Here is a 16,832-nt window from a genome sequence, read left to right as displayed (position 1 = left end):
GAAAAACCATTGAGAATTTAAGAAAGAACAATTTAACATATTTTAGTTTAAACTACAATTATTATGATAAATAGAAAGGTATGGTATAATTTTATTCATATAAATATCTCAGATTAAACTTGAACTTGTGAATATAGATCGCTGAAATAAGATTTATTTTAAATTTTAGAATATATAAATGGGGGAAAAATAAATGGATGAATTATTAAATTTACTAAAGGTTAAACTTTGTAACTGTACTATAAAAGATGAAGAAATTATAAAGATTAAAGCTTACATTGAAAGTGGAGAAAATTCTTTAAACTTAGAAGAATTTAATAAATATAATATGGAAAAGGCTCTTAGAAGTCACTATAACATAAGAGCAGATTTTTGGAAGCTAATGGACGGTTTTATAGAGAAAGAAGAAATTTTTAAAAGAATAATAAATGTATTCTTTGCTATAGGAGGAGAGAGCTTCTTTCAAATAATAAATGGAAGATTTTATTCTGTATCTAAAACTGTAAATTATTTAAAACCTATGGAACATAAAGAAAAGCTTCTATTATGGCTTATAAAAAATTGTCTTTATCGCAGAAATGTAATAGAAGTAATTACAATCGTTGAAGAAATGGTATCAGAAGACAAGGAAATATTATCAAAAACTTTTTTAGAAGCAGAAGACGAGTTTACTAAATTGTCATTAGCAGCCTTAGCAATTAAAAATGGCTGTAGTTTACCAGAGAATGAAGAAGAATTTATAAAACATAATTTTGAAGATGCAGATAATATAAATAAATATTTAAAGGATAAGCAAACAGCTTTAGTTGATTTTTTCTCTTATGCTTGCGATAAAAGTGATGAGTTAAAGGAAGTTGTAAGCAATATCATTAGTAAAAGCACTAATAGAAAAATGTTATTTTACGAATTAGTAGAATTTATTTGTTTTTATGATAAAACAGCACAAAGTTATGATATTGCAAATAGATTTAATATTGATAAAAAGCTATATGTACATAGATTAATAAGTATATATGTTAGAGAAGAAAATAAGAAGATACGTGAAGAGATAGAAGAAAGGATAAAAGAAATACCTTTAGTTTTTAGAGAAACTTTTGAAGCTCTAAAGAAAAAGAAGCTTGGTCAAGATAATTTTCATGATTTAGAAGTATTCTTACTTGCTTATTTTATTTATAGCTACTCTAAGGAAGAAGTAGATCTTGAAAACTTAAAAAATGCTATAGGAATAATTTTGAATCTTTTCATATGTTCTGATAGAACATTAGAAGTTTTAGAGAGAAAAGAAAAAGCTAAAATACTAGAGTATGTATTAGAAGGCAAAAATGAAGATTTATTAGAGGACTTTTTTCATAGGACTGAGAAATTTGATGGACATAGTGGCTATATATGGCGATATCATGGTCTTTGTTTTCAATTAATGTATTCTATAGAGGAAATTAGAGATATTATACATAGATTTATATATATATCAGTTAATATTGGAGAATATGCCTTAGTAGCTTCAGTTATATCATATGTGACTGGATATAATGATATAAGTTACATAAGTTTTGCAAAAAAACTTTTAAGTGAAGGTATAATTGAAAAGCACTTGATTCTAGTTGCTGATGCAGTTTTAAATCCAAAAGCCAAGGAATATTTAAAAATGTTATGTAATGAAGAAAATACTGAGATTATAAATATTGCAGAGGATTTAAAAGGTGAGTCAAAAGAAGTTGTACTTGAGGCTTTATTTAAAACTAATAAGGAAAAATATTCTGAACTTTTAGTTAGAAGTTTATCAGATAATTCAAAGTTTATTAGAGATAAAATTGCAGGACTTCTAAGTTCTTATGAAGGATGCAAAAAGCAAGTTTTAGGGATTTTAGCAAGCAAAAAGACTGCAACTAGAGAAATTGCTGCTAAAATCTTAATGAATTTTGATATGAGAGAATTTAAAGCAGAAATCGAAAAATTTGCGGAGAAAGAAAAAAATGAAAAAGTTAAGATTTTACTTTTAAACATTGTAAATGCAGATTATTTAGACACCGAAATACTTGAAAGTGCTAATAGTATAAGTAGTTACTGCAGTGAGAGGCTCAAGAAAACTTCGTATACTGCACCAGAATGGACGGTTGTAGAAGGATTCACAGACGTAAAGTATGAAGATGGAAATGTTTTGTCAAAGGATGTAATAACTTATATTATAAGTAAATACTCTCTTGAAAATGTGGTAGAAAGAAATCTTACAGCAGAAAAGGTAATAGAAAGGTGCAATAAGGCTGATTTAGACGCCATTGGAAGTGAAATTCTAAATCTTTGGATTAATAATGGTGCAGATACAAAACAAAAATGGGTACTAGCTCTAGTTTCAGCAATTGGAGGCTTCAATGTAGTAAATACATTAAAAACTCAAATAGATGTTTGGTCAAAAACTTCAAGAGGAGCTATCGCTTGTGAGGCAGTAAAAGCTTTAGCTTTAAATGGCAGTGATGATGCCTTGATAATAATAGATAGTATAGCTAGAAAATTTAAGCATAAACAGATTAAAAAAGCAGCAGCAGAAGCTTTTGTGTCAGCAGCAAAGATGTTTAATTTAACTGAAGATGATTTAGCAGATAAAATAATACCAGATTTAGGTTTTAATAAAAGAGGAGAAAGAATATTTGATTTTGGAAGCAGAAGTTTTACTGTAAGTTTCGGATTAGATTTCTCTTTAAAGATTACTGATAATACTGGAAAAGTAATTAAGACTATGCCAAAACCAAATAAATCTGATGATGAGCTAAAAGCTAAAGAGGCAGCAAATGAATTCAAAGCTTTAAAGAAACAGATGAAAACTATTGTTTCGGCCCAAAGCTTAAGACTAGAAATGGCTCTTGCAGTAAACAGACTATGGAAGAAAAAAGATTGGGAAAAACTTTTTGTAGAAAATCCCATTATGCATAATTTTTCTCTTGGCTTGGTATGGGGGATTTATGAAGATGGAGAACTAAAGGATACCTTTAGATATATGGAAGATGGTAGTTTTAATACAGTTGATGAGGAAGAATATAATCTTATAGACAATTCTTTTATAGGAGTTGTGCATCCTTTAGAACTTGAAACAGAAATGTTAGAAGGTTGGAAGCAGCAATTCGAAGATTATGAAATAGTACAGCCTTTCCCGCAACTACAAAGGAAGGTTTATACTGTGACTGAAGAAGAGAAAGAAATGAAGAATATAGAACGTTTTGCCGGAACTAAGATTAATGGGCTTTCACTTGTAGGTAAGCTTACTAAAATGGGATGGTATAGAGGTTCAATACAAGACGCAGGATGCTATTATCAGTTTTATAAGGAAGATGAAAAAATAGGAATAGGTGCAGAGCTTCAATTTGAGTATCTTGGAGTTGGTTATGAAGATGAAGAAACTACTATTTATGAACTTGTTTTTTACAAAGCAAGTACGGTCGAAAGAGGAAGCTATGTTTATGATGAAGTAACTGATGAGAATACAATTGTACCAATAAAGGTTCCAAAAAGATTCTTTAGCGAAATACTTTATGATGTGGACAGGACGTTAGAGGCTAAGACTGGCTTTACAGCTAATTGGAAAATGGATAGGTAAAAATTATGAGACGGTTGAGGTAACAGAAGATTGGTTGCGTGCTAAAGAATACTTCACTAAAGGAAAAGAAGTAGAAGGAATATTGAAAGTGTTTTGCCCTCAAGGAGTGATTATAGAATTAGAGAACAAAACAATTGATATTGCTGATTATGAAGAATGTGCCAGAAACTCAGAAGCAAAGAACTTATACCCTAATCACTTAGTATCTGCAAAGGTAAAAGATTATGATGAAAAAAATATGTGGATAATCCTTGAGGATGCAAGAGTGCAATTATAGACGGCAATGAAAATAATATACAGTTTTGGAATGGAGTATTATTTAGCTTTAAAGAATGGTGTTCTGACTAATTTGTATAAAGGTGTAGCATGGAAGTTATCAATCATGACAATTTATAGTGATGTAACAAATAATGATATTTAAAAGATATGTTCTAAAATACTGAATTGATTTTAATCATAATTATCAATATTTCAGAAGAAGCTCAAAAAATAAGAGATAGACAATACATAATTGTTAAGTAGGGAAAGTAAGATGAAGATAGAAGGTATAAAAATTATTAATGAATTATAGGTATAGGAGGAGTGTTAAGTAAAATGGGATTGGAACAGCATTTAACAGAAAAAATAAGTAATGTGTTTTTAGATTTAGGCTTAACGTATGAAGTTATTGATGATTTTAAAGAATATGTGGAAGGCAGCATCAAAGAAGAGGATTTCTTTAATAATCTTCCTAGTATAGATATGAAACAGTTAAAGAGTGATGCGGTAGAGGCAGTGGTTAGTGTATATCATTCTTTAGTCAAGCATAAAGCTAATGATTATTTGTCAAAATACTTAAGAATACTATTTCAAATGGGCAAGTCTTCTTTATTTTTTGTCTTAGATAAGACAAGTTATTATAAACCAACTTCTTATTATAAAGAGTTTTTAAAATACGGTTTAAGTCCAGTCTTTGTTATAGCTTATTATGCCACGTCTATCACTGAGCAGGAAAGAACTTTAGATCGTGGATTTATTTTGTTTTATGATAGTCTTTATGAAAAGTATAGAGATTCATTTTTAGAAGCTATTAAGATAAGCGAAATAAATGAAAAAGCTATAATAATAACTTATTTAGCTTACAAGGAAAAAGATAAAGAATATTTCCAGTGGTTAGAAAATGACATGATTGAATCCATAGGAAATTTATTTAATAATAGTATATCTGAAATGCAGAAAGACGCATTAATTGAATATTTAAAGGAAGGAACTTCCAATCTGCAAGACATAGTGGAAAATTTAAAGAATGATAGCAGATTAGTAGTAAACCTTAATAAGTATATTTTTAGGTTTTTGATAGGAACTAGTTGTACTATATGCATTGAATCTGAAATATCAAGAAGATTTACTAAATTTGCTGCAGAATTTGATTATAAAGAGTTCTTTTACGATTTACATAATTATCTAAAATATAACAGATATAATGTAATATCAAACCTTGTGGATGCGCTTCAAATTAAAAGAGAATCATACATCGCATGGCTTGGAGCGTCTAACAATTTAAATTATAACTATACCTATGGAAAAGAATTAAAGGAAGAAGCAGATAAACACATAGAAGAATTTAAAAAAGCTACAGAAATGTGTTTTGGCATGAATAAAGCTTATATGGCCTTCCTTCTTTGGAAAAAAGGAGAAGGTAAGGAATTTCTAAATGATGCAGAAGATGCTTTTATACATGAATTTTCTACGTTTATGGACAAGAATGGTATTGAAAGAGAGGTTTACGAAGATTTTATACAATACTTAGAAGGAAATATCTCTTTTAGTGACATAGATAAGTCTTTAGAAGGCTTATTTGGAAAAAGAGATATGTACATGCCTTCATTTAATTTTTCTAAAATTCTGTTTTGGTTAAAGGATCAATCTTCGATGTTTTCAAGGGCTATGGATATATTTATTACCACAGGAAATCCAGACATATTAAGAAATATGTATAATGATTATCTAAAGTACGAGGGGAAAAAGGCATCAGAAGATGATTTGAATTCTTACATTGAACTACTTGTAAGTTGTGGAGCATCTATTAAAAACTATATATGTTATTTAGGACATTGTGCATTTGGTAATTACGTCAGAAATAGCTTAAGCAGCCAAGCAGTTAAAATTATAGAAAAGTTAATTGAAACAAATGAAGAAGAGGTAATAGAAAATATCACTAATTGTGATGCTGAAAGTAGAAAGGGAATTTTAGAAACTTTAAATAAAACTCTTGAGGAGACTAAAAGTGCAAAAATTCTTATAGAGTATTTAGGCGATTCATCTAAAGTCGTAAAGGAAACAGTAATAAAGCTTTTAAGCTCAAGCAAGATAAATCAGCAGATGGTGATAACTAACTTAAGTTCAAAAAAACAGGCAGTTAGGGAATCGGCAGTAAAGGTGCTTTTAAAGAGCGGTGATGAAAAAGTTATGGAAGCCTTAAACAAAGCCTTAGAAGTAGAAAAAAGTGAAAAGATAAAAGCGCTTATAAGGGAAGCTTTAAATCTAGAAAGTGCTTTGGAAGAAAAAAATGAAGAATTAGATATTTTAAAATACTGTAAGCAGGGTTTAAAAGGTAATAAAGCAGCAACTCTAAGATGGCTGAATTGTGATACTTTGACAAAGATAAAGTTTAAGGATAGTGAAGCTTATGCAGAAAGTGAAATTATAAAATATATGCTTGTATGTTATGCTTCCTGTATTGAAATTGGATTAAGTAGTGAAGCTTTAAAGGTAGGAGAACTTTTAGATAAAAGGGACTTATCTAAACTTGCCTTAGAAGTTCTACAAAGGTGGCTGGATGCAGGTGCAGAAAGTAAGAAAAAATGGGTACTACCATTTGCTTCAGTTTATGGAGACTATGAAGTGATAAGTTTAATTAAAAAGAATATAGAAGAGTGGCCTAAGAATTCAAGAGGTGCAATAGCTAGTGAAGCAGTTAAGGCTCTTGCTCTAAATGGAAGTAATGAGGCTTTGATAATAGTAGACAATATATCAAGAAAGTTTAAATTTAAGCAAGTTAAAAATGCAGCAGCTTCAGCTCTTAAATTTGCAGCAGAGCAAATGGGAATAGACATAGAAGAGCTTTCTGATAGGATAGTTCCAAATTTAGGCTTTGATGTAAGAGGAGAAAGAATTTTTGATTATGGAGATAGAAAATTTATTGCATCACTTACTCCAGAGCTCACTTTAGAAGTAACTGATGAAAGTGGCAAAAAGCTTAAAAGCCTGCCAACTCCAGCTAAGAAGGATGATGAAGTTAAGGCAAAGGAAGCTTCTGCAGAATTTAAAAATTTAAAGAAGCAGTTAAAAACAGTTGCTAATATACAAGCGATTCGTTTAGAAATGGCCTTATCTAGCAATAGAAAATGGACAAAAGAATCTTGGATAAAACTTTTTGTTGAAAATCCTATTATGCATAAGTTTGCTATAGGTCTTGTCTGGGGGATTTATAAAGATGATGTTTTAACTGATAGCTTTAGATATATGGAAGATGGCAGCTTTAATACTAAGGATGAAGAAGAGTATGAATTAGAAGATGGAATGATAATAGGAATTGTTCACCCTATTGAATTAAATAATGAGGACATGGCTTTGTGGACAGAACAATTTGAAAACTATGAAATCAAACAGCCATTTGAACAGTTAAATAGAGAAATATTTACTGTTACAGAAGAAGAAAGAAATAGAAATACTGTAGAGCGCTTTGGTGGAGTCATGTTAAATGGTTTATCCTTACTTGGTAAATTAACGGACTTTGGATGGATTAGAGGAGCCATTGGCGATGGTGGTGGTTATTATGCTTTTTATAAAGAAGACAATAATCATAAAGTGGAAGTAGGACTAAATTTCAGCGGTGTATCTGTAGGCTATGAAAGTGAAGAGGTAACAGTATATGATTTGTGTTTTTATAAATTAGGAACCATGTCTAAGTATGCGTATATAAATGAGAAAACACAGAAACAAAATACTATATCCATAGGTACACTGCCTGAGAGATTCTTTAGTGAAATTCTTTATCAAGTGAGTAGAGCTTTGGTTTCTAAAACAGGAAACAATGATAAGTGGAGAGAAGAGAAATAAGGAGGAAACTATGAGTAAAAATGAAGAGATAAAAACCTTTGATAGCAGATTCAAAGAGGAGATATTTGAGGTAGCTGCTGTAACATCATCTCTAGGAGTTGGTGCAGGCAAAGGAGGAAAAGAAGAGTTATGGAGGGCTTCTATAAACCTTATTACTTGGAAGGATTTAAACAGCAATGAGCCATCAGTAAAAGAGGAGATTAATTTATCGTGGCTTACTGATAACGAAGGCTTAAAGGAATGGCAAAAGACTATTAAAGGAAATTCTATAATTAAACTTAAACTTAGAAAAGGCGAAAAATCCTTCATGCTTGTGGAGCTAATGGATGCAAACTACAAGGATGAGGAGCTTCAGGATATATTAGCAGAAGAACTTAAACCAGTATTTTATGAAGATGAAATCTTTGGAAAATTTCAATTAGATAAAGGTATCAAGACTTTTCAGAATGATATCATTTGGGCAGGAGAAGAAGGACGATTATATTTTGATCTAGATGAGGAAGAAAGAATGAAAGATTCTCTTAAAACTGCTCATGAGCTTTTCAAAAATCAAAAAGATTGGAGCGATAGAATTAGAGCTTATGCTGCAAGTGAACTTTTAGAACTTGCCAATGATTGGATTGATGAAGAGGATGAAATTGACGAAGTTACAGAAGAAATGTTTATTAAATCTATAGAGTTGGATACCATAAGTGTTTATCCTGAAGGTGAGTTTGAGATTTTCTTTTTTGATGGAGACTTGTTTGCAGGACACTGCATTATAGTCAGCGGAAATATAAATGGTAGTTTTGAGTCAGCAGACATCGCGGGCTAAAAGGAAGAATAAAGGAGAGTATATATGAGTGAAATAAAAGCATTAAAACCTACCGTTGAAATATTATATGCAGAGGAATTAGCTGCATTAGAAGCTAACGATGACGGGCCTAAACCAGAAAACTGGAGATTATCTCCTAAGGCTGTAAGGACTTTTATTTTAGGAAGCAGTAAGCCTTTAAAGCTAAAAAGAAAGAATGTTAATATTACAAAGAAATTTTATGGAGATGATGCTCTTATTGAGAGATGTATTATAACTTTAGCTGGAAATAGAGGACTTATGCTGGTTGGAGAGCCTGGAACAGCTAAAACCATGTTAAGTGAGCTTTTATCTGCTGCTATTTGTGGATATAGTACAAACACTATACAAGGAACTGCAGGAACAACAGAGGATATGATTAAGTATACTTGGAATTATGCTTTGCTTTTAGCTAAAGGACCAGTTAAAGAAGCATTAGTGCCTTCTCCTTTGTATATAGGCATGAAAAAAGGAACTATAACTAGATTTGAGGAAATCACTAGATGCCCAGCAGAGGTGCAAGATAGTTTAATCAGTATACTTAGTGATAAAGTATTAAATATACCAGAGTTTGGAGAAGAAGGACTGCTTTGTGCATCTCCTGGTTTCAATGTTATAGCTACTGCTAATACTAGAGACCGTGGAGTTAATGAAATGAGCAGCTTTTACTATGGAGATTCTAAAATTGATATGAGTACTATGGTACAAAACATACTAGGTTCTGTCCTTAAGGAAAGCCGTGAAGATGTGGATAAACTAAGGAGTTATTTTAACATTGTAGTTAAAGGTAAAAGTGCAAAAATGGGTGGTAACTGGAAGGATTTCTATGAAGCTAAAAAGTGGATTAAATAAAGGTGGAACTAGCATGGGTAAAAATATAGACAATCAGAATATAGATAATAGAATAAAAAACTATGTGAAAAAAGCTTACAATTTAGAAAGCAAAGTAATGTTTTTCCCAGTAAGACACCATAGTCCTGCTTGTAGTTTTCATCTGAAAAAGGTAATAGAGAGTTATAATCCTGAGATTATATTAATTGAAGGACCTGCAGAGGCAAATAAAGTAATAAAGTATATAGCTCATGAGGAAACAAAAGCCCCTGTATGTATTTACTATAGTTATTTTGATAGAAATTCATTTATAGAAGAAAATAAAGAAAAGTATAGGTGCTATTATCCCTTTTTAGATTTTTCGCCAGAGCTTTTAGCATTAAGAGAAGGAAAAAAGAAAAATATTGCCTGCGAGTTCATAGATTTATCATATGCTGAAATACTTATAAACAGCAAAAAACTAGAGGTTATGGGAAAAGCTCAGGAGAAAAATACCTATAATGATGATTATTTAATGAAGGAAAGTATTTTTATTAAAACCCTTTGTGAAAAGGAAGGCTGCAGAAATTATAATGAGCTTTGGGAAAAATTATTCGAAATAGATGGACTTAAGATAAGTACTGAGAAGTTTATAGAAAATATGATATTTTCCTGCTATCTTTCTAGGGAAAGCTATAATGAAGAAATGCTTAAAGAAGATGGATGTCTTTCTAGAGAAAAGTTTATGAGTATGAAAATAAGAGAAGCTGTTAAAAAATACAATAAAGTTCTTGTAGTAAGCGGAGGATTTCATACTTCTGCTCTTATTGATGGACTTGAATCTAATGAGGAAATAACTCTTCATAATATAGCACAAGAGGATACAGGAGTATATGCCATGTCCTATTCTTTTGAGGAAAGTGATCAATTAAATGGTTATGCCAGCGGAATGCCTCATCCTGCTTTTTATCAACGAGTTTTTGAAAATATTCAAAAAAAGATGGATAAGCCTTACGAAGAAGCAGTTCTTAATTATATTGTACACTGCGGGAAACTTATAAGAAAAAATCATGGAAATCTTTCCACAGCAGATGAAATTGAGGCCTTTAATATGGCAAAGGGACTTAAATCTCTAAGGAACAAGTATGAATGTGGAGTTTATGAGCTTAAGGATGGCATAACATCTTCTTTTGTAAAAGGTGAAATGGATGCAGAGGCACAGGTTTCTTTAAAATATTTGAGAGACCTGCTTACAGGAAATAAAATAGGTAAGCTATGCGCATTATCAGAAATGCCACCTATAGTACAAGATTTTAATGAATTGTGCAGAAAGTTTAACATAAAAACTACTACTTTAGAAAATGAAGTGCCATTAAGTATTTATAAGAGTAAAAAGCATAGGGAGCAAAGTAAGTTTTTTCATATAATGAAGTTCTTAAATACTAACTTTTGCTTCATGGAAAAGGGACCTGATTTTATTAAAAGGAAAAATACCAATTTAGTAAGAGAAGTATGGAAGTATAAATGGACTACTAAACTTCAAAGTACACTTATAGAACTTTCAGTGCATGGCGGGAGTTTAAAGGAGGCAGCGAGTTCTATACTTACAAAGAGGTTTATCTCTTGTGAAAATGTATCTGGAGAAGCTTCACTACTTTTAATAGAAGCTGCACTTATGGGCGTTGAAAGCAGTTTTCAGGGACTTCTTCCTTCCTTTGGTGAAATCTTAAATGACGATGAAGATTTTATTTCAGTTACAAATTCTTGTTACAATCTAAATTTTTTATGTAATTCAGAGGATTTGCTTAACATTACTATGAATGAAAAGCTTAAAGAATTCTTTACTGCTGCCTATAATAAAGCTGTGTCTCAAATAACAAGTTTAAGCACTGTAGATTATGACAATGAAAATGAAGTTATATCTAAGCTAAAAGATATTTATCATATTTCTAATAAAGCTGATTTTGATAGTGAAACCTTAATCGACAGCTTAAAACTGCTTATTAATAAGAAGAATCTAAACAGCGCAGTTGAAGGAGCAGCATTAGGTATATTATACGGATTAAATTCTATTAATTCTAAGGAAGTAACAGATAAGGCAATGCAGTATCTTTATGGAACTGGGGAAAAACTTATGAAGTCAGGAAGCTTTTTAAAAGGACTATTTTCTACAGCTAAAGACTTATTACTTATTGAAGAGGATTTACTTAATGGAATAGATAGCTTTATGAGAAACATAGAAGAGGAGCAGTTCATGGTACTTCTTCCAGATTTGAGATTTAGTTTTACATTCTTTAATCCTTTTGAAATTGACAGTATTGCTAAAGAGGCAGCAAAAGTGTACAGCACTGATGATATTAATATTCTATATGAAAAGGCATTAAAAGAAGAGGATATAAACCTAGCAGTATCATTAGATAAATATGCAATGGAGATTTTGAAGAAGTGGAATATACATCAATAAAACACCATATGTAAGATTCTAGATAAAGTGCAGATTAAATAACTTATATTATGGGAATTGGTTTGAGTTAACAGTTATATGATGTGAAATAATATTTGCTAAGTGTAAGTTTTACTTTAAAAGAGAAAGGGTAAGGTATGAATGAAGATTTAATTGGTTTAAATAGATGGCGATTAGTACTTGGAAAGTTTGCAGATGATAGAATAGGCTTTTCGGAAGATAGCAGCAATTACTCAGAGCTTAGTGATTTGCTAGAGTTCTTATATGATAGGGATTATGATGAAGAAAGAGGAATAAGAGTAGATGACCCAAGAGGAGGAAGAGGAAGCTCTAAGTTTACAGTGCCTTCTTGGATAACAAAGGTTAGAAGCTTATTTCCTAAAGAAACAGTGGAAATATTAGAAAAGCATGCTCTAGAAAAATATAACATGAAGGAGCTTTTAACAGATAAAAAAGTGCTAGAGGCCATGGAGCCTAATGCAGAACTTTTAAAAAATATATTGCAGATGAAACATTTAATGAAGGGCGAAGTTTTAGATACTGCAAGAAAAATAGTTAAAAAAGTAGTCGATGAAATAACTAAAAGTCTAGAAAATGAAGTAAAGCTTACTATTATGGGAAAAGTGGACAGGAACAAAAGAAGTGCTGTGAAGTCTGCTAGAAACATAGATTTTAAAAGAACTATAAGAGCTAATTTAAAAAATTATGATAAAGAAGAAGAGAGAATAATTGTAGATAAAGTTTATTTTTATGGCAGAGTAAGAAAATATAATCCTTGGAACATAGTTGTTGCTGTAGATGAAAGTGGCAGTATGCTCTCTTCTGTCATTCACAGTGCTATAATGGCAGGCATATTTTCAAAGCTCCCTATGTTAAAAACCAGCCTTTTTATTTTTGATACAGAAATAGTGGACTTAACTTCTTATGTGGATGATGCAGTTCAAACACTTATGAGTGTTCAGCTGGGAGGAGGGACTAATATAGGAAAGGCTTTAAGTTATGCAGAAAAATTAGTAGAAAGTCCTTTAAGAACTATGGTGGTAATGGTGACCGATCTTTATGACGGTTATAATTACAACATAATGTATGCAAGGGCTAAGGCAATAATTGAAACTGGAGCTAAGCTTATAATTCTTACAGCTTTGGATGATAAGGCGAATGGCTTCTATGATAAGAAGGCTGCAGCTAAAATGACTGCACTTGGAGCAGATGTTGCAGCAATGACGCCAGGAGGGTTAGCGAAATGGATAGCAAAGATAATTTCTTAAGTAAGTTAAAATCGTATATTCTTTCTATTAATGATGAGTATCTTATTGGAGTTACTAATAAAGGTATATTTAATAGAGCTTCAAAGGATTTAAGCTCTGGTGCTGGTGTTAAAATTACAGTGGAAGAAGCATCTATAAAATGTGAACTGCCAGATGGAAATTCATGCAGCGTAAATGAATATATCCAAGCCTTTAAGTGCAGCTGTCCATCAAGGAGTATTTGTAAGCATGCTGTAATGAGTTATTTATATATAAAAAATCATATAGAAGAAATCTTTGGAGAGTCCTCTTCTTTAAATGGGGATTCTAGTGAAGAAATGGAAATATCAAAACAACATGAAGAATTTAGTCCAGATTATTCAGAACTTTTAAATATAAACTTAAAGAGTATAAAAACTGCTTTGGGTGACAGAGAATTTGGAAATATTGTTAAGAGAATGGAGTTTGGATTAAGAGCAGATATAAAAGAAGATGCCCTTCTTCAGGTGGAATTTGCAGGAGAAGAAACTATAAAGTTTATTTCTGTGAATGGCGAAAAAAAGAAAGATATATCCATAAAGGATAGCAGTATAGTTAATAATGCTTTGTGCAGCTGCAAGAGTAAAGCGCTTTGTAGACATAAGGCAGAGTCAGTAATTCACTATGGTCTTTACAAAGGTACGTTAAAGAAAGAAGAAGTTATTTATTTAATTGCTAAGGATAAAATTGTAAGTAAGGAAACTTTAGAAAGCTGTATAAAAGAAGTTAGAAAAACTCTAGAGGAAATATATTTTACAGGTCTTGCAAGAATTCCTGAAAGCTTTTTAGATAAGTTGGAACAAGTATCAATTATTTGTCATAATAGCGATATTCCAAGTATTGAGAAGAAGATAAAAGCACTTCAAGGAAAACTTAGATTATATATTAATAAAAATGCTTCTTTTTCTGTAGAAAGTTTTAGGTATTTGTTACAAAGTATTTATATATTAACTATGGCTATGGAAAATTACAGCGACGAAAAAACTTTAGGAGAATTAATGGGAGAGCATAAAAGTTCTTATTATGAAATTCCTCCTATAGAACTTGCAGCAGTAGGAGCTAGCAAGTGGATAACAGAGTCAGGCTATGAAGGAACTACATTTTATTTTACAGTAGAAGGCTTTAACAAATGGTTTACTTACACTATATCTAGAAATTCATCCTACAACAATAAAAACAGCTATAGCAGAGAAAGCTGTCCTTGGGGGGTTGCTTCTGATATAGAAAGTTTCTCTAAAGCTAGAGTAAAGCTTATTAATGGAAAAATAAATGGAGATTTTAGGTTATCTTCTAGTGAAAATAGCAAAGGGGAAATTATAGGTACCACAGATATTCAAAGTATTTATCTTAAGGACAAGACCTTTAATTCTTGGAAGGATTTATTTTCAGCAGTTTCTAATAACTCAGGATTATATTTTAATGAAAGAGAAGAAAATTATGATTTATTTCTTATAAAGCCATTGAAGTTTGGAGAAAGCAGCTTTGATAAAATACAGCAGCTCTTCAAAATGCCATTATATGACGAAAAAGAAGAATGTGTAACCATTAAGGTTAAGTATTCTAGTAATAATAAAAGTCTTATAGAAAAGCTGGAGAGAATGGAAAGAATGAAAAACTATCCGTTTATGCTCTTGACTAAAGTATACCTTAACGAAACTGGATTTACTGCAGTCCCTATAACAGCTTATTATAAAAATGGTACATTAGTGAATTTGACTATGTAGATAGTAATTGAGTTAGCTTGCCTTGTCTTCTTATCTTACAGAAAAGATAGGTAATATTATAGCTATCAATATGTATACGGTAGTTTATTTAATTCAATTACATAAAGGATGTGATTTTATGGAAAATAATCAAGACTTGAAAATTATGGTTGATGACATAGAAATGCTTTTGGATGGAATTTTATTAAGTGGAGTAAGTGTAACTTTAGACGGCACTTTAAGAGAAGTTAATAGACTCGCAGTAAGTTGTGATAAGTTTGGATTAAAGGAAGGAGCATCAATGCTTTTTAAGCTGGAGGAAGCTCTAAAAATGAAAAGACACTCTTTGAATTTTGATCTGGATGAAGTGGTGAAAATTCTTGCGGTGTTTGGAAGTTATGTTAGCTTGATTAAGGATAAGATGAAAAAGCTTTAAGTTTATAAACCACCGAAATCATAAATATTTTGATTCCGAAAAACTATGAAAATATCGCTGAAGGTTCTAAGCAGCAGGTTGTATCCACTTTAGCATGCTCCAACTTTCAGTTTGACAAGCTAAAATGGAACAACCTACAGCTAAAAACCTTTAACAGCTTCATTTTCAAATGTTTTCTCCACAAATATATTTATGATTTCTAGTGAAAATATGAACTTAAAGTCTTAGAAAACTTGTAAATTTGTTTATCTATATAGTTAATACTCTGAAATATATCTAAACTAGAAATAAGAATTATGCTTTTGTGAAATGTTTCATTAGAAACCGGAACAACATCATAATCATTGTTTCGGTGATCTATATGCATAGATTCAGGTCTAAATTAAGTATCCATATAGAATATTTTATATCTTAAATTTTTCATCAAATTTCTTATAGCGTATATAAATGTGATATACTAGGGCAATTATTAAAAGTAAGAATGCAAGTTTCATTTCAGTTCCATGATAGAAGTAATCCACAAGAGCTCTTATGATAAAGAAAATTGACCATATGAAAATTGTTTTTCCAAAGTAGTTACAGATCTTTACTTCGTCATAGTTTTTTCTTTCTTCTGGAGATGCAAGGTTATATCCTGAAATAAAATAACAACATTTCCCATTGGATTTTATAAATAATACACTCATAATTACAAATGCAGCTGCAATTAATAAATCAATTGAAATATATGTCATTGCGTCACCTCCCTATAGTACAATAGTTATACACAACATAATTATAAATATTCAAGTATTTTCATAGATAAATATATAATGTTTATCTAAATTTAGAGTCATTTAATTATAGATAAGGATATTTAAGCATATTCTTATTTTTTATAGATTTAGAAATTTTTCATATCTAATTTGATCTCTATTATCAATAAATACTCTGTCTACCATCTTAAAACCATTGCTTTCGTAAAAGTTTCTCAGCCTATCTCTAAATGTACCACAATTCAACCTTAACCATTTTACATTATGCTCTTTGCAAATTAATTCAACAGATTGTATCAGTTTGTGTCCATATCCCTTTTTCACACTTTCTCTACAAACAGCTAACTTGTGCATTATTCCAGATTCATTCTTCTGTAAGTTTGCCCAAAATAGAGGATCATACCATTGCAAAATATATACTCCGATTAAGTTTCCTTTCTCGTAGCATAATTTCATATCCTCAATACTATATTTCTTTAGCAATTCCTCACTTGTTATATCTTCATACTTCCACATTGGCTGATTAATAGAATTAAGCCATGTGGCAGAGTCATTTAAAACCTTTGAAAAAATATCGATACTTTTGTGGGTTGCATTTACTACTTCCAAATATATTCCTCTTTTCTATATAGTTTTTAATTTACTTCATTATATAAATTTTGAAAAATCATATTATCCATTAGATTATAGCTTGATATAATAATTATTATATCATTACCAAATGAGACAAGCTTATAAAAATAGATTATTAAAAACTACAAAATTGCCACAATCGAAATGAAATATATTGAGCTTTACTGGTGGTTACTTGGAATATATAATTGGGTTATAAAGTAAAACAAGTAATTTGATGGAG

At 30.7% G+C, this 16,832-nt stretch carries 12 protein-coding genes; 10 read left to right on the top strand and 2 right to left on the bottom strand.

Annotation, left to right across the window (positions count from 1 at the left end):
- Positions 1–193: 193 nt before the first annotated feature.
- The 10 genes from KEC93_RS14005 (at position 194) to KEC93_RS13960 (ending at position 15,221) form a co-directional block, all read left to right on the top strand.
- Entirely contained in the window at positions 194–3,589 is a 3,396-nt protein-coding gene (locus KEC93_RS14005) for a DUF4132 domain-containing protein (protein ID WP_077867974.1), read from the top strand.
- A gap of 34 nt (positions 3,590–3,623) precedes the next feature.
- Positions 3,624–3,866, top strand: coding sequence for a hypothetical protein (locus KEC93_RS14000; protein WP_238892897.1), 243 nt, complete (start codon positions 3,624–3,626; stop codon positions 3,864–3,866).
- A gap of 6 nt (positions 3,867–3,872) precedes the next feature.
- Positions 3,873–4,010: a hypothetical protein gene (locus KEC93_RS13995; protein ID WP_172462716.1), complete on the top strand. Its 138-nt coding sequence runs from the start codon at positions 3,873–3,875 to the stop codon at positions 4,008–4,010.
- A gap of 173 nt (positions 4,011–4,183) precedes the next feature.
- Positions 4,184–7,690, top strand: a complete 3,507-nt coding sequence (locus KEC93_RS13990; RefSeq protein ID WP_077867975.1) for a DUF4132 domain-containing protein — start codon at positions 4,184–4,186, stop codon at positions 7,688–7,690.
- A gap of 10 nt (positions 7,691–7,700) precedes the next feature.
- Positions 7,701–8,504: a DUF2262 domain-containing protein gene (locus KEC93_RS13985; protein ID WP_077867976.1), complete on the top strand. Its 804-nt coding sequence runs from the start codon at positions 7,701–7,703 to the stop codon at positions 8,502–8,504.
- A gap of 24 nt (positions 8,505–8,528) precedes the next feature.
- Positions 8,529–9,374: an ATP-binding protein gene (locus KEC93_RS13980; protein ID WP_077867977.1), complete on the top strand. Its 846-nt coding sequence runs from the start codon at positions 8,529–8,531 to the stop codon at positions 9,372–9,374.
- Positions 9,349–11,796: a DUF5682 family protein gene (locus tag KEC93_RS13975; RefSeq protein WP_077867978.1), complete on the top strand. Its 2,448-nt coding sequence runs from the start codon at positions 9,349–9,351 to the stop codon at positions 11,794–11,796. The genes KEC93_RS13980 and KEC93_RS13975 overlap by 26 nt, the downstream gene beginning before the upstream one ends.
- 137 nt (positions 11,797–11,933) lie before the next feature.
- On the top strand, positions 11,934–13,064 hold the full coding sequence (locus KEC93_RS13970; RefSeq protein ID WP_077867979.1) for a VWA domain-containing protein: 1,131 nt from the start codon (positions 11,934–11,936) through the stop codon (positions 13,062–13,064).
- Positions 13,040–14,806 (top strand): SWIM zinc finger family protein, encoded by a 1,767-nt coding sequence (locus KEC93_RS13965; protein WP_077867980.1) that lies wholly within the window; start codon positions 13,040–13,042, stop codon positions 14,804–14,806. Before KEC93_RS13970 ends, KEC93_RS13965 begins: the two co-directional genes overlap by 25 nt.
- A 118-nt stretch (positions 14,807–14,924) precedes the next feature.
- Positions 14,925–15,221, top strand: coding sequence for a hypothetical protein (locus KEC93_RS13960; protein WP_023975435.1), 297 nt, complete (start codon positions 14,925–14,927; stop codon positions 15,219–15,221).
- Between the two features lie 404 nt (positions 15,222–15,625).
- Here KEC93_RS13960 and KEC93_RS13955 read toward each other — a convergent pair whose 3' ends face one another.
- Positions 15,626–15,955 (bottom strand): DUF3784 domain-containing protein, encoded by a 330-nt coding sequence (locus tag KEC93_RS13955; RefSeq protein WP_023975434.1) that lies wholly within the window; start codon positions 15,953–15,955, stop codon positions 15,626–15,628.
- A gap of 141 nt (positions 15,956–16,096) precedes the next feature.
- Entirely contained in the window at positions 16,097–16,585 is a 489-nt protein-coding gene (locus KEC93_RS13950; RefSeq protein WP_077867981.1) for a GNAT family N-acetyltransferase, read from the bottom strand.
- Between the last annotated feature and the right edge of the window lie 247 nt (positions 16,586–16,832).

Origin of the sequence: Clostridium beijerinckii, assembly GCF_018223745.1 — a bacterium.
GTDB lineage: Bacteria > Bacillota > Clostridia > Clostridiales > Clostridiaceae > Clostridium > Clostridium beijerinckii.
This window is presented reverse-complemented; position numbering and strand designations above follow the sequence as displayed.

What these genes read in the sequence shown, in the direction of transcription:
- KEC93_RS13985 (WP_077867976.1), top strand. Translation starts at nt 7,701, where the DNA reads ATGAGTAAAAATGAAGAGATAAAAACCTTTGATAGCAGATTCAAAGAG.
- KEC93_RS13995 (WP_172462716.1), top strand. Translation starts at nt 3,873, where the DNA reads ATGAAAATAATATACAGTTTTGGAATGGAGTATTATTTAGCTTTAAAG.
- KEC93_RS13980 (WP_077867977.1), top strand. Translation starts at nt 8,529, where the DNA reads ATGAGTGAAATAAAAGCATTAAAACCTACCGTTGAAATATTATATGCA.
- KEC93_RS13975 (WP_077867978.1), top strand. Translation starts at nt 9,349, where the DNA reads ATGAAGCTAAAAAGTGGATTAAATAAAGGTGGAACTAGCATGGGTAAA.
- KEC93_RS13955 (WP_023975434.1), bottom strand. Translation starts at nt 15,955, where the DNA reads ATGACATATATTTCAATTGATTTATTAATTGCAGCTGCATTTGTAATT.
- KEC93_RS13970 (WP_077867979.1), top strand. Translation starts at nt 11,934, where the DNA reads ATGAATGAAGATTTAATTGGTTTAAATAGATGGCGATTAGTACTTGGA.
- KEC93_RS14005 (WP_077867974.1), top strand. Translation starts at nt 194, where the DNA reads ATGGATGAATTATTAAATTTACTAAAGGTTAAACTTTGTAACTGTACT.
- KEC93_RS13990 (WP_077867975.1), top strand. Translation starts at nt 4,184, where the DNA reads ATGGGATTGGAACAGCATTTAACAGAAAAAATAAGTAATGTGTTTTTA.
- KEC93_RS13965 (WP_077867980.1), top strand. Translation starts at nt 13,040, where the DNA reads ATGGATAGCAAAGATAATTTCTTAAGTAAGTTAAAATCGTATATTCTT.
- KEC93_RS13960 (WP_023975435.1), top strand. Translation starts at nt 14,925, where the DNA reads ATGGAAAATAATCAAGACTTGAAAATTATGGTTGATGACATAGAAATG.